A 21,463-nucleotide genomic window follows, 5' to 3' on the forward strand; every position below is an offset into this window, starting at 1 on the left:
CCCGAAAAGATCACGCGTCCTCTCATCGATGACGTTCCTAGTGGTGATCGCGCTCATAGACGGCTCGGGCGAACAACCCGTAGCTGTCGGCATTATACATGCGCTGTGGGGTCGAAAGGTTGTGAAACGCCGGATCCCAGCCGTAAGCGTAGTCTTCCGAATAGAAGATCAGATGGGTCGCTTCATGCACGATCGTCGACGCTCGCGTATTTCCGTTCGATTGAGCGAAATGCAGTCGGTCGTAAAGGTTGATGCCCGCATAGGGGGTCATGCGAATAAGTCCTCTCGCCAGCGGCGTAATCAGACCAATCCCGGTGAAGGGCCCCATCGGGCGCGCTCGGATCGATTGTGGTAGAATACGCCAGTCAGGCCAGCTGACGCTGCCCCCCTGAACGAACGCGATCGTTGTGTTCTTCGGCGGGTCGGGTCTCACGTTGAACTGCGGGATATGCACAAAGAAACTTTGCACGTAGCGCCAGGAGAGGCGGCTTTGAACGGGAGGTCTGGCAAAATAATCGCGGATCGTTCGGAAGTTGTCGAGTACCTCAAATAGGTTGTTCGCGTCTGTTCGCGTCGTGCCGGTGATGCCGAAATATTGCTGAATCAGTGGATCGGGGTTATTGATCGTGCCGCGGCTCCAGAGCGTGCTGTTCCACCAGCCGTTGCGGGTGGCGATCTGCGCTTCGAGCAGAGTGATCGCGTCATCGACCATATCGACAGCCCGATGGAAATCGGCGTCCATTCGCGCCTGACGTTGTCGGACGAGCGTATTCTGTCCGGTCAGGCGCACCGTACCGGTTCGGTCAACAAAGGTCGTCGGATTGCAGCCTGTATAGGCATAGAGGTTGAGTCCGTCCTTGTAGCCGGCCGGATCTGTGGTCAGGAACCGTCCCATCGACGGAATGTAATAACGCAGGCCGATGCAATAGAGCCCGGTCGCGGGATCGAGCTCACGCCCGACATAGCGGTACCGCTTGCGGTCGAGATCGAGCTGGCTCTTGCCCTTGGCCAGAGCCTTGCCGCCATAGGGCAGATATTCCTCGAACGTGATCAGCAGCCCGGTCTCGTCGAGTTCGATTGTCACCGAGCTCTGATTGTTGGCGACCTGATAGCGCTGCTGCGGCGTTGGCTGTGAGCTGTCGCTGTCGATGATGAGTAGGCGCTCGTTACCTGCGCCGACGCTGAGCGAGGAGGCGTCACCATCGGGCGTGCTGCCACCTCCGGTCAGTTTTGTACGCGTCGTATGGACGAGTGCTCCGACATAGAACGTGTCTTCGACGACCGTAACGGTGGGACTCTGTATGAAGCGTTTCGTCTTGCGCCGGCGCGCGCCGTCGCGGTCATAGCGGTAGAATTCCGCATCATCCGTGCTGTCCGAGCGCATGACGAGCGTCGCCGTGCTCATCTGCTTGCGATAGTCGAAAGCGATGGCCGGCAGATTGGGCAATTGCGCGAGATTGCCGTTGAAGTCGTAAAAGTCGTCCGGGACCTTGCCGCCGGTCGCCATGTCGGCGGGCACGGCATGGTTGGAGGTCGGCGAAACCGCAAAATCCCATGTCCAGCTTCCCTGTCCGCCACTGCCCGCAGCGACATGCTGGACTTGCAGCAGGTTGTTGGAGGGATCGAGCGTGTAGTTCTCCGTATAGGAGACGAGCTGGTCGCCGGCCGCGCCAGCGAAGCGTCGCGCCTCCGGTGCCGTCAGGTCGGCCTGCTGGCGCCCCGTCGCCAACCGCAATCTGTAGATGGAATCGTAGGTGTAATCATTGTCGGGCGTGGCGACGCCGTTGTTCCAGAAATTCGGCGGCTCGGCCTTGTGGACGATGCGCGTCACGTTACCGATGGCGTCGTAGTAGAAATCGTCGTCCTGCAGCACCGCGCCGTCGCTGGCGCGCACTGTGCGGATGGCGTTCAGCCGCTGCGTTTGCGTGTCATAGGCGCGGCTCGTCGTCGTGCCGTTGGCGAAAACGCTGTCGGTGGGCTGGGCATTCGCGAAATAGCGCCGCACGCTCAGCACTGGCGCGGCCGGCTGGCCGGCATCGGCAGCGAGTGCGCCCGCCAAGATCCAGCCATTCACATAATAGCTGGTTGTCGTCACCGTGCCGTCGGCGTTGAATTGGGCGAGCGGCCAGGAGCGCCGATTGAACACCGCGCCGAGATCCCAGATCTTTGGCAGCATCGCGACCTTCGAGGGATCGCTCCAATCAATCGGCGTGCCGTAGTCGACCGGAAACTGGCGGGTTTCGGCGGCGGGCTGGCCGGTGAGGTTGTAGAGCGCAATGCGCGCTTCCTCCGCCTGATCGCGGCGGATGACGATGCGGTTGCAGCTGTTGGTTTTCGGATCCGTCCCGTAGATGAGGCTTTCGGCCTGATAGGGCGCACCGATCACCGGATCGACGAAGAGCCCTGTTGGCCGACGCAACGAGTCGTAAGCATGGCGCACATGCTGGCCGGCATTGTCCCAGCGGTCGAGCGGATTGCCGAGACTGTCGGTGAGCGCACGCCCGGTGCCGGGCTGCTCTTTGCCGCAATCGGTGGAGATAGTGCTGACGACCTCGCCGGTCATCGCATAGGTCTGCTCGACATTGAACAGCACCGTTCCCGCACCCTTGTAGAAGCGCGGGTCTGCCTGTTTGGCGAGCGAGCCGGCGCTGTCGTACCAGCTGCCGGTTTGATAGGACTCCGGTGGCGGCGGCGTCGTGCCCACCGGAGCGTAGGTCATCTGCTTCGCCTCGACGCAGTCGCGCCCCAAAGGATCCAGGCTGATGGTCGTAAACGTTCCGGAAAACTGCGCCGCCTTGAGCAAGGCATTGCGCTCATTGGCGAAGGACGGGTCCAGGTTGCCGATATTCGCCTGGTAGTAGGAGGACTCGATGATGGTGTCGTCCTCGTCCCACACGATGCGCGCCCAGGTGCGGTAGACGGTTTTCGAGAAGAAACCCGGCGGCGTATCGTTGCGAATGACGCGTCCCAGCGCATCGTGAAAACTCAGTGTGCAGGGCGCGTCCGGGGAAAGATCGAGCACGGGCAGACTACTGACATAGGGAGCGTAGCGGCGCGCCTCGCGGCCCTGCTCGTCATAGGCCAGCTGATCAGTGACAACCCAGCTGTCGCCCTTGGCGCCGGCATCGAGCGCCGTTGCCTCGACCTTGATCTGTTTGGCGAGATCTCGCGCTTGCGCATCGATATAGCTCAGGGTCGCGCCGTAGCGCCGTGGGCCTGGGTCCCATTTCGGATCGTCGGGCTTGATCGCCCGGTCGGCGTCGATCAGCACGCTGCAGACCGGTCCGTCGCCGCGTGCCACCGAGAAATAGTCTTCCCAATAATAACTACCGGCGCCCTGCAGATATTTTTCCGGATCGGCCAGAATGTCGGCGCGGGATTTCGGCGCGATATACTTGTAATTGGTCAGCGGCGCGTCGCCGACGCTGACATCGCCAATCGTGCCGTAGCGCGAGAACGCCAGCATCGCAGCAAGCGGACTGTAGAAGGTCTCGGTGAAATTGCCGTTGATGTCGGTGACGAGGTAGGGCTGCAGCGCCTGGTAGTCGATGGCGAATTGCGTGATTTGGCCGAGCGCGTCCGTGCTCGAGATCATCTCGAGCGCGTAAACGTCGTAGCCGTATTGCGTGCGCGCGCCGTAGGGATCTGCGACCGCGATCGGGAGATAGAACTGCGTGCCATCGGCATAGTAGCGCCGGCTGCCGGGGTTCCACCAGTAGCCGTCGGCGAGGATATAGCCGGCGCCGCGCCCGCCCGAGGCTTCGAGCATCGTATCGTCGACGCGCGTGCCGTAAATGGCGGAGACGAAGCTCGGCGGAAATACTGCTTTCTGCTGTTCGTAGACCAGGCCCTGCGCCGAGAGGCTGCCGAAGGGCAGCGGTGCGCTTTGCGCCGCGTTCCAGTAGAGATCGCGCGTCCAGTGATAGGGGCGCGCCTGCATCTTTCCCGGCGTGAACGGCGTGCCATAGTCGATCGTGTTGGCCAGCGCCTGCGTATAGGCAATATTGAGCGTGTCGAAGTCGAAAAAGCCGCTCCCTGCGGTCAATCCCCCAATATCGAGATCGGATTCCTGCCATTGCAGCCCGACATAGCGATAGGGTTCGGCCGTCGTCGCCGGATGATTGATGTAGGCGCGCGTCGTTGCTGTGGCGATCAACGCCAATTGTTGGGGCGCGACATCGGGACCGGTGGGGCGGGGATAGGCGATATTGGCGATCAGCGTGACGTTGCCGAAATCGTCCTGCTTCAGATTGAAAGCGTCCGCGACGCGCGCTTCGGCCGGATTATCCTCCTGCGACAGCGTGCGGCTCTGACGCTGCGTTACCTGAAACGAGGCGGGATGCACACCGATGCGCGGCTGCACCATGCGTACCCGGTAATTTTGCGCCGTGCTCTGATAGGCGACCGGCCGCTCCTCTCCGCTGGTATCGAGGCCGGTGGTGCTTTTCGCCGCCTCGCGCTCTTTCAGCGCACGATAAGCTTCGCGCACCGTGGCGCCGCCCGCTGCGAAAATATCTGGGTCGAGATAATCGTCCGGCACCAGCGGCTGGCCGCGAAAGCGCGGCAGAGGGATCGAACGCGCCTCCACCAGCGTCGCCGCGCCGGTGTTGTTCCAGCGTCGGCTCAGGCAGGGTTCACCAGGCGCGAAGGTCGGGCCGCCGGGAGTGGGAAAATGCCATAGCACCGGCGAAATCGCCTGGCGGTCGAGTGTTTGCACATAGGCAAAGCCGCGGAACTCGCGTTCGATCGGATCGTAATAGCCGTCGGCGTACTGGTAATGCGTTGTGCTTGCGAGTCCGGTCGAGGCGTCGGTGATGACCGTCTGCTCGACGAGCTGCACAACAGTAGAAAGCGGCGTCGGCCAGGGGCGCCCGGCCTTGCGGTCAGCAAGCTGGAAATGCGTGGAGCTGCGATAGGTGAGGGCGGTCGTGCCACCAAAGCCGTTATCGATGCTGCTCAGATGGAACGGCGCCTCGGTGTCGGGAAAACGCAACGCATAATGTGACACCGGTGCCGCCGCCTTGCTCAGCACGAAGGCGGCGCGGCCGTCGCCGAAAATATCGGCGAAGTTGACCTGGTCGAGATCGTCGATGCCCTGCGGAATCGGCACCAGCAGCGGATCGGAAAACCGGTTGCCGCTCTCGTTGCGATGAATGGCCAGATAATCGTCGTAGGCGTAGATGAGATCGGCGTAACCCGAGCCGGTCATATCGGCGAAGAAGATGCGCGCCGTTGTCAGGCCTGCGCCATAGCGCGGCGTATTGCGGATCGTCCGCGGCGTACCGAATTCGCCATAACCGAGCGTCGGCCAGACGGTGAGCAGCCCGTCGGTCAGGCGAATGCGATGTTGCAGCCCGTCGCCCAGAACATTGGCGAAGCCGACGAGGGTGACAGGGCTTTCGCCCGCAGCGAGCGGGAAAAGCTCTGAAATGCCGTGCAGGGTCGGCGCAGCATAACCGCTCGTGCCGAGCGAGGAATAGACGCGGATGCGCTCGCTCCCGGCGCCGATCATCAGGTCTTGCCTGCCGTCACCGTCGAGATCGGCGAATTCCATGCCGGGCATGGTGATTTCAGGCGGTGCGCTGGAGAACGGTATGAAGCTTTCCCAATTGCCGTCATTGTTGTTGCGGTAAAAGCCGGCGCGGCTGGGATCGCGCACCACCAGATCGAGCTGGCCGTTGCCGTCAATATCCATCAGGGCGCAGCGTCCCTCGGAGAGCGCCCGGTCGATGGGGAACTGCGCGGGCGCGACCGGTGGCTGATAACGGCCTTCGCCGAGCGCGCGCCAATAGGTGATCGTGCTGGTGTCGTTGAACAACATGCCGGGTATGCCGTCGCCATAGAGGTCGACAAACTGGTATTGGCCACGCCCCGGCGGCCCCTGGAACGGCGGCAGCCCTGATACCTGCAGCGTTTGCATCTGGGAATTGGCAGCGCTGAAGGGATTGAAAGACAAGGTGACTGGCGATTTCGCTTCGCTCACTTGCGAGCCGTCGGTCAGCGTCTTCCAGCCGATCTGCTGCACCGAGGTCGGGATCGAGAAATACGGCGTCTCATCATAGCCGAGCGCCAGCACATTGCTCAGGCAGCGTCCGTTTCCCGGCAGCGAGGGAAAGTCGTGCACGGTCAGGATGTTGCGGCAAAGTCGCCACGTGCGCAGCTCGAAGCCCGGTCGATAGGTGGAGAAGGGATCGCTGCGCAGGAGCCAGGGCTTGGCGGGGTCGATCGAGGGCAGCGAATACTCGCCGTAATCGAAAAGGATATTGACGGCGAAGCGCTCTGTCGCGTTATCGAGATAGTTGCCGTAACGGATGGAGCGTATGTAGCGCTGAGCACAATTGGCGCCAGCAGGTAGCTCGGCGCCGTCCTCGCGCTTGTAATCATAGATGATCTTATTACCATGCGCGTCGCAGCTGTCGCTGATTAGCCAGGAATAGACGCGGGTCGGGTATTGTGGATCAGCGATGCGGGCGTCGGCGGTGACGCCATAGCGTGCCGTGACGTTCTCGGCGCTCACGGTCCGCCAGTAGGACGTGCCGTCTGTCTGGTTCTGCCACCATTCGACCAGCGTGCCCGAGCCTTCGATGCGCGCCCGGAAGCCGATGACGAGGTAGTCACCCTCGATACGCTCGCTCTTCCTCCAATCATCGCCGACGAGATCGTAACGCGCGGTCAGTTCGCCGCCATCGAAGACGAAACGGTCGTCGTTGGTGTAGCGCGGGATGCCCTTGTCGGTGAGGCGGGAAATCGCCGGTAGCGCCAGATCGAATCCCAGGCCGTAAGGACTGTTACCGACGCCGCCGCTATAGCTGAGTGACAGGTCGGGCGCAGTTTCGCGCAGTTTCGGTGCGACCACCGGCATGGCGAAGCTGGCAGAGCCGCTGACGAGATTGACCTCGAAGCGTTCGCCATTGCCGGAAATCTTGCCGCCTTCCTTGGCGTCGATCTTGGGAACCTGGATTTCCGGCGGCGCCTGCATCACTCGTGCTCCCGTAGCCGATTCAGGCCGCGCCTAGTCCTGAACGCTTCCGTCCACGGGACGGATCGGGTCGTGCCAACGCGTGAATCCGGGCCGTTCGGGATCCTCCATTGGGCAGGACTCATCTGGCAGACCGGCCTTGCGCGATGCGGTGCAGCCGCAGGCACTGCAGACGCGCTGGTCGGACCGCGGGCTCAAGGTTACCTTGTAGAGGATGCGGTCGGGCGCCGCCTGCAGATAAGGGCAGGCACTGCAGGCCGCGTTACGCCGCTCGAGCACCTCAGGTTCGATATGCTTGAAGCCGCTCGCCGCCCATTTGAGCGTGGCGCTTCCGACCTTGCGCAGCAATTCGGTATTCGACAATTCGACTTGCGGCGCAGCTCGGCTCATCTGGCGGTTGTCGGTCGCCCTGCTGAGCAGCATGGTGAGAAGTTCGGGATGGCCACGGCTGCGCAACAGATAGGTGGCGTAGTGATCGTCCGCGTGCGCGCGCTCCAGTACTTCGACCGGCACGGCCTGCTCGAGGCCGAGGAGCACGCCAAGCTGTACCTGCATGGCATAGGTGTCGCCAGCGGCTTCGAGGTTGCGTAAAATGGGCAACATGCTCATCTCCCTGGAGAAGGGGGCGCCGGGGGAGACCGGCGCACCGCATGGGTTGGGCGTCGCCGGCTCAGACGACGTGCGTGGCTATGATGACCTTGTTCTGATCGGGGCCGAGCGGCGCGCCATGCACCGACTGCAGGTTCTGCAGCAGCAGCACATAGTAGCTGTCCGGGTCCAGATCCGAGACCGAGAGGTCGACCTGGCGCGCATCGGTCGGGCTCAGCGCAGCAGCTGTGATTGTCGCGGTCGGGCTGAAGGCGTAGTTGGCGATGTCGGTGGCGGTTGCAGGATCGAGCTCGTCATTGAAGACGATGCTGACCGTGAGGTTGTCCATGGTAGCGAACGCCGTTCCGACCATCAGATACCGGGGGAATACGCCGGCGCACTCGGGCAGACGGTCAAAGCTGAAGCCGGCCCAATAGGACTGGATACGGCAGTCGAGTGTCGGAGCGTTGCAGGGATCCGTGCCGTCAGGCGGTGGCGCATCATGTGCTGCCTTGAAGTAATCCTGGACCTGTGCGATGCCGGTCGGCACGAGCTTGGCGAGAATGCTGTCGGGCCAGGCCGTGCGCAGGATGGAAGAGGTGGCAGCATAATCCCATTCGCAGACGCAGGCCTGGGCCTGGAGCGAGGCCTGCAGGCTGGCCAGAATGAGCGAAAGGCCGTCGAGATACAGGCCTTTGAGGCGGATCAACCCGCCGCAGAAGACGATGTATTTCTGGCCCGACGCTTCCCAGGCATAAGCATTGGGCGTGCGGTTGTTCCAGTCGAGAATGCAGACGATATCCGGGTACATCTTCTGGCTCTGCTGGAAGAGATAGAGGATGTTGGCCCGACCGGTCGTGTTGTTGTTGGGATTGAACTTGCCGTTCTTGCGGACCGATTTAGCCTGCTCCGACGAGATGTAGCTGGTCGCATAGTTGGGGATCGACAATTCGGTCGATTGATCGGGGACAAAGCCCTTGGGCCAGGATGCGGGGTTTTGCGCGAAGGCGCGCGATTGCGCGTTGCCGTGCTTGGCCTCGTACGCGTCGCTGCCCACCGCCATACCCTCGACTTCGTCCGGCGAGGCGTGGAGGGCGTTAAGCTGGTCACCGAGCTCGTAGTGAACCTGAACCGCGTAGTCGGCGGTTACCACACCGTTGCTGTTGATCAGGTGGCCGTCGAGCGTGCGCGGATTGATGCGGCCGCTCATCTCGATGGTCTGTATCGCGGTGTAGTGCGTGCCGTGCGTGACGAACTGCACGACGGCGACGGCGCCGTCGGCAGTGGTCAGCTTGTCGCCGGGGATGAGGAACTGCACCTTCTTGAGATGTTTCGTGCCGTTCATCAGGAACAGATGGTCGGCGGTGACGAGCAGGTTGCGATTGGCTTTCTCGCCGGGCATCAAATATTCGACGTAATACATATTTGGAATATTCGACTTGTCGATATCACCGGTGCGATATTTGACCTTGTGCGGCTTCCAGATCAGATCGACGCCGCAGGCGATGATGAGATCGCCCGACTGGATGTCCTGGATCAGCGTGTAGAGCCCCTTTTTAACCTCGATCGGCGTGTCGAGCGCAAAGCAGGAGCAACAGCAATAGCAGGCCTGGCCGCCGTTGAGATTGGGGTCCCAAGTCAGCACCGGCGTATCGACCGGGAGACCGCGCTTCGAGCAATGCACGTCGCGCGCGAACGAGGTTTTGTAGCAGAAATCGGCTGTGCAGGAGACGTTGTATGGCGGGTCTTCGGACTTGATGTTGTCCAGGCACTTTTGGGTCGGCATTGAATGATCCTTTCGAAGTCTATCGTTAAAGAATGACCGTGCCGGTGTAGTAGAAGACAAGCTGGATATCTCTCAGCGCTTCCGGCGAAAGCCCTGTCTGGCTTGCGTTCTTCAGGGAATCTGGCGTCTTGCCGAGGTCGAACTGAACCTCGATCGGGCTTGCCGTCACCTTGGCGACAGTCGGGGCAGTCTGATGCTGCTGTTCGAAGAAATAGCTCATGTCGTTGGTGGCCGAGAGCGTCACGTCGGCTTTCAATGTGTTGGTCAATTTGACGGTGATATATTGGCCCGGCACGGACGCGTCGGCAGAGAGCAGGATGTAGAAGCCAATGAGCTTGCTCTTATCGACATGCGGGGGCGTAAAGTCGGGGATGGCAAGGGTCAGTGTCTGGGTTGTTACGCCCGGTCCGACCGAGGCGAATAGCAACTGCCAAGCGTCGAAATACATCGACCGGCAATCGACATAGTCGACGCCCGCGTAGGGCTTTAGCGCATCAAGGCCTGCGACCTTGCGGCGAAACGCCTCGCCGCCATCGCGCGCCGTATACTTCACCGTGACGATGACATCGCCAATCGTCTCGAACAGGATGCGGTTGGTTCCCTTCGGCATGCTCAGGCGCCAGCTCGAGACTGCGCCGGTACCCTCGAACGGTAGATAGCGGCTGTCGTCGAGATTGAGTGCGAAGAGCCCGCTATCGTTCTGGCCGGAGGACATCGTGATTTCCTGATAATTGCGCCAGTTGCTGCGCATGGCGGTGGCCGGCGGCGTCTTGGCGCTGGTGCTGCCGAGCAGGAAGGCGATGGCGTTGAGACCGGCATCGCCCGCGGTCAGCACCACCTGGTTGCTGAGCTGCGTCAGAGTCGCCTTGATATTCTGATAGGGGCCGACAATACAGGGGATGGAGACGCTGACTGTCTTGATTACGCGGGCGTAGTGGCCGGGGTAATCGTAGTCGAACAGTCTTTCCGAGAAACTGAACAGGCATTCTCCGGTCTGACGCAGCTTGAGCAGTGCCGTCGGGTCGATGTCGCTCAGCGCGATGGTACGTTCGATTTCAAGCGGGCGCGACACATCGAAGGTGCTGGCGCGCATTTGCGCCAGCGCCAGCTGCAGCCCGTCCGACGAGGTGATGCCGCGATGGGCGGCGTCCCAATAGTCGAAATTCAGGAAGCTGCGGCTGGTGCCGTATTCGAACTGGTAGGAGCGCTGTGCGGTCAATGCCAGTTGATACGCGAGCGTGTACGTCTGGTACTGCACGCGCGAAATCTGATTGGCCATCCACTGGTAGAGCGCGGTGTTGGTGAATTTGTCCTTGAGAAATTTCGCCCGCTCGGAATTCTGCTTGATCGTCTCCTCGTGGATGACGAGGTTCTGCTTGGCGATGGCAATGCGGATCTGGTTCGATTTGATCTGATCCTCGAACAGCGCCACATCATAGCCGGCGAGCTTCTCCTGCAGGCCCCAATCCTCGGCGCGCCGCTCGTAGCTCGCCAGTGTCTGCGATTGCTGCGAGATGAAGGTCGAAACCGCGGCGCCGATTTCGAAGACGCCTGATGCGGCGTTGAGCGAATTACCGATCTGCTGGCCTCCGTAGGTCATAGCGAAAGGCGAGCCGACCTGCGGCACGGCATAGCCGATCGAAGCGGCCGTCTTCGTGACCGTGCTCAAGGTGTTGAACACCAGAGCCGCCAGCATCGCGTCGAGGCTGGCCTGCTCGCGCACCGAGAGCCCTGTCTTGATCAGCGCAGCATAGTAGTTCTGCCGATATTGGGCGCTGGCGAGGCTCTGCTGCAGCGCTTCGCCATTCACCTCCGCGTCGGCGATCTCTTGTTCCTTGATCGTCGTCGTTAGCTTGAGCAGCACCGCTTCCTGCCGGTTGGTGAGCACACTGAGCGCCTCGGCATCCTTCTTCTCGAACGCCGCGAGCAGCGCAGCGTTTAGACCGGCAAGCTGGTTGACCAGCGCTTCGGCACGATCAATCAGGTAGGCAAAGCGGTAATAGGGTACGTCTTCGGCCAAGGCCTGGGCGAGGGCCGAACTGGCTCCCGATGCCATCGCCTGGATCAGCAGCGCGGGGTCAATCGGCGGCGAGAACAGCGCCAGCGGCACCACCTGGCCGTCGATATTCATGCAATGGCGGATCTTGAACAGGCGATCCTCGGCGCGGTCCCAATAGGCCATGAAGTTGGCGTTCTCGGGAACAGCGAAATAGGCGATGATATCGTTGACCGGTTGACTCGGGTAACGCTCATTGTCGTGATCGGGGTCGAGATAGGGCGTGTTCTCGAGATCGATGAGAAATTGTGGGATCTGGTTGGTCGGGTATTCAGCTTTGAGCTCGTTAAAGCTCTTCGGCTCGGGCAATGGTAGGCGACCGAGCGAGCGCGGCTTGTCGCCGAGCAGGTCTTCGGCTAGCACATAGAGATTCGTCGCTTGCGTGATGGTCTCGCGCGTATATTGCGTGAAGAGCATGTCGGCCCAGTCAAGCACGACGTCGACATAGCGCATCACGATAGCCTTGGCGTAGGCGACGGGGCGGACTGCGGCAATCGCGTCGGGATCGAATGGGTCGTAATTGTAACGGCGGATTTGCAGCGGATCGGTCAGCACCTTGCGAAGCGACGGCTGGTCCATGTCGCGGAATGGACGGAAACGCCAATAGCGCTTGGCCGGATCTGCGTCGTAGATATCCTCGGCCTCGTTCGGCGGCTGCGTCGGATTGAAGATGTAGTTGAGCCACGACAGCGCCTCCTCGAATCGCCCGTTCCCCTGCAGCCTGTCGGCGATCAGGAACGGTGAGTGGAAGAAGATTTCCCAGAAATACAGCCCGAAAGCTCCGTCGAAATCCATCAAGGCCGAGGGGACGGGAATGACGTTCGGCGGCGGCGTCGTGCCAGGTGGTGGGTAGAAGCGGTTGAACGGGAGTTCGGGGAGATATTGCGAACTCAGCGTCAGGAGGCGGTCGATGCCCCCGGCGAACAGCCGCGCCTCCAGCGTCGGCATGACGATGGTGTTGAGCCGCACGAACGAGAACTTTGTGTCGGCGAGCGCCTGTGGCTGCGCCGTGTAAGCGCCGGTGGCGATGATCTGACTGTTGAGCAGATCGGGTTTCCACGGGCGCTGGGTGCGCAGGATCATCTCGGAGATCAGGTTGATGTTCGGCGTCGTTGGCCGCGCCAGATAGGCTTCGTCGACATTGTCGAATACGAAGGATCCGGGCTTGTTCCCGACCGGCATCAACGCCGAGGTCTGTTTGGCGACGTTGAACAGCAGATCAATGCCCTGGTTGCTCGATGGCAAGCGGTCAGAATCGAACTGTCCCGGCAGGTTGGTGCCCCAGTAATTGTCCCACAGGATGTTTTTGCTCGGATAGACCGAGAGGCGCGCATATCGGCGGATCAGCTCAGGTCGGTAGGGCTGCGGATTGGCCGCCGCGCCATACAAGTATTCCGTGAACAGCACCTTGGCGGCGCCGCGCGACAGGTCGGCGTCAAGGAAGGCGCAATCGACGATCGGCACGGCGCCGGGGATGTTCTGCTGCTCCGGCTGATACTGCGAGGCCAGCCACAAGCCGTTGTAGACGGAGGTATTGAGGAGGTTCTGCGCGGTGATGAAACTGTTCTTCGTCGGATTCGATGTGATCACCTTCGAGCCGTAGGCGAGCGGCTTTGAGGTGTCGGTCGGCGGGCTATAGGCGACGAGAATATTCTCCTGACCCTGGTTGCCCGGCACAACGGTGAATTGCGCGTCGTTGTAGGAGCCGATCCAATTCTGATCGACCAGCAGGTTTTCCTGATCCTGGATCAGGATGACGATGTAGGATTCGTTGTCGATGGCAATGGTGTCGCCATATACGAATTCGTCGAGGAAGCGTGTGCCGTCACCGCTGACCAGCGGCATGCCGGTGGTGGTCGAGGCAGTACCGGTGCCGACGAAGGGGCGGAAGCGGCCGCCCTGCGTGAAGGCGATGATCTTGTATTCGGCATCGTCCGCCGCCGACGTCCACGGTTCGGTGACGACGAGCGAGAGGTCGCTCGCCACTGCACCGACAACACGTTTCTCGCCGAAACAGACGATGCGATCGCCCGGCCGTACCTCGCGAGTGAACTGCGTGCGTGTGCCGTCGACCGTGCCGAGTCCGGCTGAGATCGAGATCCGTCCGGCGCCGACGAGCCCATCGCCGGTTGAAACGACGTAGGGGAACTGCCAGTAGCTGTTTTCCTTGCGCAACAGGTCGGCGACTGGACCTGGATTGCTGATCGTCGGATAGGTCGACGGATATGTGTTGATCATCGCCGCACTGTCGAGCGTCTGCACGCTCGACCAGGCGCCGTTGTTGTAGAACGAATATTTGAGCGTCGCCTTGTCGACCGTTTCGGTGTTCGAGGCTTGATTGGCAATGGAATTGCTCTTCGCCGTATCGAATTCGGTCCAGAAAACAAACATCCGGCCGAAGGCGTAGACGGGACTCACCCGGTCGCCGCCGATCGTCAGGTCGATCTTGTACCAGGGGTTCCATTCCACAGCGTTGTCGAGGGCGCGGAAATAGAATTCGTAAGGCTGTGTGCGCGTGCGGCCGACGATGAACAGCGTGTCCTTCACCTCGCCGCTGCGCTGATCTTTCGTGGAGGCCTGATAGGAGCCGACCGGGCTCAGGTTGCCGAGGACGGCGAGCTGTTTGATGAAATCCTCGAACGGCGGAACGACATTCGCCTTGGTTGGGTCGTTCTGCAGCAGATCGTCGGCCAGTTCGCGAAATTGCGGCGTCGCGCCTTGGCGCAGCGAGGGCTCGACATAGTTTTCCGGATAGACGAAAATTCGCCGGTTTGCTTCCCAGACCCTATAGTTCATGATCCAGGACCACCAGATCGTCGGAATGTCGATCTGGAGCACGCCCGGTTCCATCATCATGCGGCAGCGCTGCATATAGAGCTGCACCGAGGCGATGGCTTGAGCGATCGGCGAGGTGGTCGCGCAAGTGCCCATCTCAACGTCAAGCAACAGGAATTTGTAAAGGTCGTTGACGCTGCGCAGCGTCGGATTGCGGGCGTTCATCCACCAGAGCACGTTGCCAACGAGCGCATCGCGCGTCAGCCCGTTGATGGTGGCAGTGATGGCGGTGTTTGCTTCGGTCAGCACATCGCCGGTGAAGCTGGCATTGGCGATGCCGAGGGCTGTCTGTGCCACGTCTTCATAGGCTGTCCAGGCTGCTGGATCGACGACGCCCGGCGCGGATTCAACCGGCATATGGCTGGTGCCGATGAGCCTCTTCAGGGTCGACGTGCCGATGCCGAGGCGCCGCTGCAGATCGAACACGGTCGACAATCTGATCAGCCCGGCCATCGTGTTGGCGTCGGTCGGGCTCGCCGTCGGCCAGAAATAGGCGTTCAACAGGGCGATATCGCTCGCCGACCAATTGGTCGCAGCGGCCAGCGCCGCAACCTTCTTGACCGGATCGGTTGTCGGCGTCTGGAAATAGACGATCAGCTGGTTCTGCTGCGCGCCGACGGCGTTGCGCAGTTCTGCGTAGGCGTCGATGGCGGCGATGCCGGCGATGTCGATCTTGCTCCAGTCAGTGATGTTGAAATGCGGCGCGCCCTCCAGCGAGGTGATATAGGCGGTTTCCACCGCGTTGAGCCGGCAGGTGTCGACAATCAAGCCGGCACGCGAGATCCAGCCGATGAAGGTGTTCAGCGTCGACGGTGGCTGCGTGCCGGACGACAGGGGCGTCAGGAAAGCGGCGAGGTAATCGGCGAGCGGTGTGATGCTTGACGCAAAGGGCAGCAGTGCCGCGACGCTTTCTGTCGAGAGGCCCAGAAACTCGCTCAAGGCCCGCACCAGGCTGGTCACCTGTAGATTGGCGGTCTGTGCAATCGTCTTGATCAGCCCGTCGATGCCGGCGCGCGCGGTCAATAGCGTGGTGCGTACCGCTTGCGTGCAGGCGGTCGGATCGGCATTGGCGGCGAAAATCGTCGCCAGATAGGGAAGATCGGTCGAAGCGGTAAAGTCCTGGGCGACCGCTGCGATCGTCGCGGTGACCGCAACGAGCGCCGGCGGACTGGCGGCAAGCAGTGCGGCATAGACCTGCTGCGACTGCGCTGCGTCGATGCCGAGCGTCGCGTCGACGAAACTTGCTTCATCAAAACCGAAAACGGTGGCACTTTCGCCGACCCGTACCGGCAGATAGGCGCTGACATCGGTATAGGTCGCGGCATAGCGCAGCGAAATGCCAATATCGGTGACGAATGTCTGCACCACGAGTTTGTCGAAAAGCGCCTGCGCCTGCTCACCGTTGAGCTGCAGCACCGCCAGCGTTGCAGGCGTCAGGTGCGTGGTGGCGGCCGAAACGGCTGTTTCCGCCTGGAAGGAAGGGACGTCTTGAACCGGGTAGGGCGTCGGGAAATCGGGCGAAGCGCCGGTGGTGATGTACTGGATCTCAGCAGCCGAAAAATCGCTGTTCGCGAGCCAATGCGCCATGGCGAACTGGTCGGCCAGCGTGTCGAGCGCGAAGGTGACGGCGTCTTTCGGCGGCAGATAATAGTTGGGTGCGCTCGGGTAGTACATCAGCCCGAGGAAGGTCAGGTAGGTATCGATGCTCCAGTCGAGGCGCTGGGCCGTCGTTGCCAGCCGCCATAGCCAGGTGAGGTTGCCCAGAGTCAAGTCCATCACCGCAGGCGTCTGCGCGCCGATGAGGCTCTGCACGTAAGTGGCTAGCCGTGTCGTGTCGGCGTCGCCAATCTGCAGGGCCGCCCGCAACCGACCGCGAATAATGCCGTCGGTGCCGGCGGTGTTCGCGATCGTCCATTGCTGCGTCGGGGTGCGGAAGGGATTGAAGGGCGTGGCGCTGGTCGGCAGGTACGGATGGGCGCCCTGGAGCATCGCAGGCGCGTTGAAAATCAGATCGAACTGATCCTGCGGGTTGCGGTCGTCGATCTTGCCGGTGGTCTTGAGTGCGTAGAACAGCCCCGTGATATCGAGCGCCGTGACGCTTTCCGCACTGATCAATCCGGCCATGCGGCCGAGCGCAAGCAGGTAATCCTCAGTGATCTCGGTCGCGCCTGTTGCCGTTATCGCCCATTGCAGGTCGGCAGATGACCAACCGCAGAGCTTGCCGAGACGGATGAAGCGGCTCAGCCGATCAAGGCGCTTCAAGGTCAGCCCGGCGAGACGATGCGTCGGATTGCCCGGATCGTTGCAGAAATAGGTGGTGATGGCGGCAGGCTGCTCGCCGGTATCGTTGATGAAGAACCCGTTGGCGCCCCCGGCATCGCGTTCAGATTTCGATAAATTCTGGTCGAGCAGTGCGGTCAGCTCTTCGGGGAGCAGCCCGGTCCGCGCCTGGAAGATGTCGACAAGATCGAGCCCGTCCATCTTCAGAATGGTGAAGGTTTGCGCGCTGGCATCGGCGCTCGGCGCCATCTCGATCTCGGCCAGCGTGGTCGACAGGACGGCGGTGATCGTCCTCGTTTCCGTCCCCACGGTGATCTGGTCGCTGACGCGCAATTCCTTGACGAAATTGGTGCCGGTGCCGACGACTTGCGTCGAGGTTTTCTGCCAGGAGACCTTGCCGGTGCCGGCCGTCGGCAGCACGTCGACGATGGTGCCGGTGCGAGGCGCCGGCTGCACCATGTAGTCGACACCGCCCGTCGACGGCCATGCGGCCGTGACCGCGAGTGCCGTATCGGAAAATACCGTGCCGACGATGAGCGTCGTCGTGCCCACTGCAATCGAGCCGCCATTGGCATAATCGGTGAGGAATGCCGTGCCGATGCCGGTGACAGCGGTACCGCTCTTCTCAAATACGATGCCGCCCGGGCCCGCATAGGGAGGGACCGGCTGCGGCGCCACCGGCGTCACCGTATAGGTGAGGCCGGTCGAGATATAAGGGAAAGCAGTATCGACGTTCAGCGTCGTGTCCGAGGTGATCGAGGCGACAGTGCGTGTCTGGCCGGCGGTGGTAAGCTTGTCGCCGACGGCTATCTGGGTGATGAAGGCCGTGCCCACACCCGTCACGATGGTGTTGTCGGGCTCAATCGACACCGTGCCCTGACCGGTAAAGGGCGGCTTGGGCGGTGCGGCGTTCGGTGCGACGATGTAGTTCAGCGCCGTTTGTGTTGCCCAGGCCGCATCCACCGTCGCTTGCGTGTCGCTGGCGATGGCGGTGACCTTGCGCGGCACGCCGGCGACGCTGATGGTATCGCCGACCGCCATTTCTCCGGTAAAGCGCGTGCCGATGCCGCCTACCGCCGTCGAGCCGACCAACGTACCGACCTCGCCGACGCCGGCATAGGGCAGGGGCGTGCGTGGAATATCGTAGCCATAGGCGGCGGTCACGCCGGCGATGCTGGGATCGGGCGTGGTGAAACGTGTCAAGTCCGTGACGGACAGCCTGAGCGCCTCGCGCGCCACGTCCAGCGGCAGCACATTGCTAGCGCTGCCTCCCTGCACCACCATGCCGCGATAAAGTGCCAATAGCGGCGTGTTCATCACCTCGAGCGGCCGGCGCAATGCGACGAGCGGCTGCGTGAACGGCAGGTCGAACGGATAGGGTGCGCTGGCGAGATACTGATACGGGTCCTGCCCGCTGCGTGCCTTGATCGAAAAGGCGAGTACGTCATTGACGAGCGTGAGGGTGGGAATTTCCGTAAACGTGTTGGTCGGTGTCAGCTTGAGCGCGAAGATATCCGGGCGGCGCTCTTCCAGAGTATAGCCCGGCGGTATGGTGCGCACCGGGTTGCAATTGGGATACGTGATATATTCGTCAATGATGCGCATCGCATCAAAAAAGTAGGCTGATGGGCTGAAGATCGTCTGGCCAGGATCGGCGTCGAAATAGTTCATGTTGCCGAACAGCGCCGTGTAGCTCGGGATGTTCATAAAATAGTCGACCAAGTCGTCGGACGCGGTATTGAACTTGGTGCCGCTGTAATAGGGAGAGGCGACGAGATCCTTGACGCTGCCATAAAGTTGCAAAGCAGCCGTCTTGAGATGGCCTGCGCGGCCGTAAACATCGAGCGCTCTCGCCTTGTCGCCTTTGAACAATTCCTTCGTCGTTTCGACGAAGCGGGCGGGCGACATGGCTGCAATCCTGGCAGCGGAATCGAGGCCGAGCTCCATCAGGCCTTCGGCGGTCTCCAGGTCGCGAGTGAGTCGGTAGCTGCGCTGGAAAGAGCGCAGGGCCTCGAGCGTTTCATGACCAATGGCGGCTTCTAGTGCCGCCCTGCTAGGGCGCCGGCCGGCGCTAGCTCCGGCCTGTCTGCGGTCCTCGCCGGCTTTGGTTTTTGCCGGTTGGTCGGCGTCGGGCCTCGCTTGCTGCGCGCGCCTAGCCGCAAGCTCGGCCAGGGCCGAGCGATCGTGAAAGTCAAACGAGCGCAGGTCTATCCCTGCAGTTTCTTCTAGGAATTTCTTGATTGTTACATTCTTGACGTGCGCTGTCGGAAACGAATCCATGGCTGATCCGCCTCGTATCTGCTGAGGAACATGTGCGCGGAAGTACAGGTAGCGATACGGCTAACTACAGTTATGCAATCAAAAATTGATAGACGGGGAAAACTCATCTTGTCAAGTGCACAATCGAAGATTGCAGAAATTCTGCAAGGCCCCTCCCATGTACCTTGTCCGCAAAAATATCACTGCAAATAAGCCTCCCACGTGGGCGTAGCGGAGCGGAAGCCGGCCTCGATTATCGCTCGACGGGGGAAGCCGGGCCGATGTCTCGGACAACGGCAGCGAGCTTACCTGCGATGCAATGCTGGCTTGGTGCGAGGACAGCGCTATTGGCTGTTACTTTAAGACGACGGGCAAACAGATCCAGAATGCTTTCGTCCAAAGCTTCAACGGCCGAATGGGCGACGACTGGTGAACGAGACGCTGTTCTTGTCTCACTCTGTCGGTCACCGACCTTGCTCGAGCAGGCGAGTTGGTATAACAATTTATAGTTGAAATCTGGTTCGATCTGACTATCCTATTTTCCCAACCATAGGATGTGTGCCGTCCATCGAGGTGCTCCATGTCAAGTAGAGTGGCGTTATGGTCTGCTTTGCAGGGGGCGTCGTTTATAGACATGGTACTCCATTGCGATCTGGTGCGTGGCTATGTCAGGCAGAATTCGGCGTCCGTTCGAGCGCAGTTATGTAAAAAGGAGAAATGACATGTCGGTGGTGGAAGGTCGCAATGGATACCCGCCTTCCTGACGCAGGGGGCATTCGCCTTAGTCAATCTTCAGGACGATTGTAGTCCGGCGCCGCCGGTAGCCGTCGAGGCCTCACACTACGGGTCTGCTCAAGCCGGCGTTCCTGTCTACATGCGAGCTGGTATCTGGCCGGTCAATGATCATTGCGGTGTGCCGCGCAAAGAGAGTTCCGCTGCGGCCGGCCGCTGCCAGATGGTGTGCGGATTGTGTCGCGAACGGGCGCGGCAGGCCGTCAGGAGTGTTCCTGTAGGATCATCGGATAGAGGCAGTAGATGCGAGTAGATGGCGCAGACACGATCTCCGAATGTGATCATCAGATTACCGCCGGCTTCGCAAGAGAGCTCGACACGGCGTGCGTCCAGCGCGGCTTGCTGCCAGGGCAGCGAGTTTTGATTGTGGACGGCCGTACGCTGAAAGCCTGTGAATGCGCTTGCGGACCACAGGACGGCATTCTGTCTGTGGCGACCCCCTCTGGTGGGCAGCCGATGAGTGCGCTCGATCCCGGCGAGACGGTTCTGGCAGCCGGTCCCGCGCTCGCATGGTCACCTGCGATTGTACGCTTCAGCGCTGGAATAGCTATAACGGAACATGACGGCGGGCTGATCCGGATCAAGGTGGCGACGGGGTCCGGGACGACGCTGAGCGTTGTGCCCGATCATCCGTTCGTCGCTCCGGATGGCAGGCTGGTCCGAGCTGGCGAACTTGCCATCGGAGACAGGGTGCTGCTTGCGGATGGCCACGACGCGGCCGTGGTCATGCGCGATCCGTACCCGGATTATCGCGGATATATTTGGCGCATTGCCACACTGGACGAGGAACCGACGAGGCTCGACATGCATCTTTTGAACACAGCGGGCATTGTGTCCGGTGACTTCGCCGTGCAGCTGTTCTTCGCGAAGTTCGAGCGGGAGTCCGCTTGGCATTCTCTCGCCCGGGCGGCGCGTGTTAAAGGTAGCAAGCGGCAGCGTCCGTCAACCGCGCACAAGCCCAAAGATCTGTCTGAGGAACGCGACAGAGCCGCGCTATTGAGTGCGGGCGCGAACCCAGCCGTCTCTGACCGCTTTCAACTGCGGCCGTTCCATGAGTTCGCGTCGATGGAGGAAGGTCGTGCCGAACTGGGTGCAACTCTTGGCCTCGACGGCCCCGTTTCGCAGCAGGTGTTCGATCGCGCTATGCGGGATTGGACCTATGCGCGCAATCTCGTGTCTGCGCGTTCCGCGCCAGCGTTTCTGAACCATTTGCTAGATACCCCGCTATACCGCGATTCCGATTCGGGCGGCGCCACAGAATGCGGCCCTGCTGTCGAGCTTCTCGCCAAGGCCGCCAGATCACTATGGGTATGGTCCCGCGCCGGGCTGGAGGCGGTGAGTGAGGAGACCTATCGCGCGCGCCTCTCCGGTTGTGCCTCATGTCCGCACCATAAGCCGCGGCCGGATCGTGTCATTTACGGTGTTGCCGCGCAACTCGACGGTAACGCCGCAAGCGGGAGCATCTGCTCGCTCTGCGGCTGCTTCACCGCAAGCAAGGCGCGGAGAGTCACAGAGTCCTGTCCCGACGCCGATCCTGTTCGACCTGCACTCACACGTTGGGGAGAACCGAACGTCCAAAGCAGGATCCGGACAGCGGAGCGGCGTGAGGTTGTCGCTGCAAGGGACGCAGCCGTGGGTACGTCGAAGAACTCACCGCTCCCGCCCGAGCGGATGGGGAAAGAGGAGAGCGACCATGACTACGATCAAGGATGAGCAAGGGGACCCCGTACCTCCGTGCGCGCCCGAGGTGTGCAAAAAACTGGAGCCGAAGATCGCGCACCTATGCAGTCAAAATCAATGGCCACCGGACTACCAGATCATGATCATGTGGGACGACAAACTATGCTTCTGCCTCTGCCGGTGACCGAAGCACGCTTGCGCTGACGGA

The 21,463-nt window shown here is 61.3% G+C and carries 5 protein-coding genes; 1 reads left to right on the forward strand and 4 read right to left on the reverse strand.

Annotated elements, in window-relative coordinates; genetic code table 11:
- Positions 1-37 precede the first annotated feature (37 nt).
- The 4 genes from ACVIJ6_RS26565 to ACVIJ6_RS26580 all read right to left on the reverse strand — a co-directional run bounded on the left by ACVIJ6_RS26565 (position 38) and on the right by ACVIJ6_RS26580 (position 18,432).
- Entirely contained in the window at positions 38-6,979 is a 6,942-nt protein-coding gene (locus tag ACVIJ6_RS26565; RefSeq protein WP_456775120.1) for a SpvB/TcaC N-terminal domain-containing protein, read from the reverse strand.
- A 33-nt stretch (positions 6,980-7,012) separates the two neighbouring features.
- Positions 7,013-7,588: a hypothetical protein gene (locus ACVIJ6_RS26570; RefSeq protein ID WP_456775121.1), complete on the reverse strand. Its 576-nt coding sequence runs from the start codon at positions 7,586-7,588 to the stop codon at positions 7,013-7,015.
- Positions 7,589-7,649: 61 nt separating this feature from the next.
- Positions 7,650-9,353, reverse strand: a complete 1,704-nt coding sequence (locus tag ACVIJ6_RS26575; protein WP_456775122.1) for a hypothetical protein — start codon at positions 9,351-9,353, stop codon at positions 7,650-7,652.
- Positions 9,354-9,378: 25 nt separating this feature from the next.
- Positions 9,379-18,432: a Tc toxin subunit A-related protein gene (locus ACVIJ6_RS26580; RefSeq protein ID WP_456775123.1), complete on the reverse strand. Its 9,054-nt coding sequence runs from the start codon at positions 18,430-18,432 to the stop codon at positions 9,379-9,381.
- 1,599 nt (positions 18,433-20,031) lie between these two features.
- Here ACVIJ6_RS26580 and ACVIJ6_RS26585 point away from each other — a divergent pair.
- Entirely contained in the window at positions 20,032-21,288 is a 1,257-nt protein-coding gene (locus tag ACVIJ6_RS26585) for a hypothetical protein (protein ID WP_456775124.1), read from the forward strand.
- Positions 21,289-21,463: the final 175 nt, after the last annotated feature.

Source organism: Bradyrhizobium sp. USDA 4369 (genome assembly GCF_054056435.1).

Excerpts from the sequence above, each read along its gene's own strand:
- ACVIJ6_RS26565 (WP_456775120.1), bottom strand. The coding sequence starts at position 6,979 with ATGCAGGCGCCGCCGGAAATCCAGGTTCCCAAGATCGACGCCAAGGAA.
- ACVIJ6_RS26570 (WP_456775121.1), bottom strand. The coding sequence starts at position 7,588 with ATGAGCATGTTGCCCATTTTACGCAACCTCGAAGCCGCTGGCGACACC.
- ACVIJ6_RS26575 (WP_456775122.1), bottom strand. The coding sequence starts at position 9,353 with ATGCCGACCCAAAAGTGCCTGGACAACATCAAGTCCGAAGACCCGCCA.
- ACVIJ6_RS26580 (WP_456775123.1), bottom strand. The coding sequence starts at position 18,432 with ATGTCGCCCGCCCGCTTCGTCGAAACGACGAAGGAATTGTTCAAAGGC.
- ACVIJ6_RS26585 (WP_456775124.1), top strand. The coding sequence starts at position 20,032 with ATGAGTGCGCTCGATCCCGGCGAGACGGTTCTGGCAGCCGGTCCCGCG.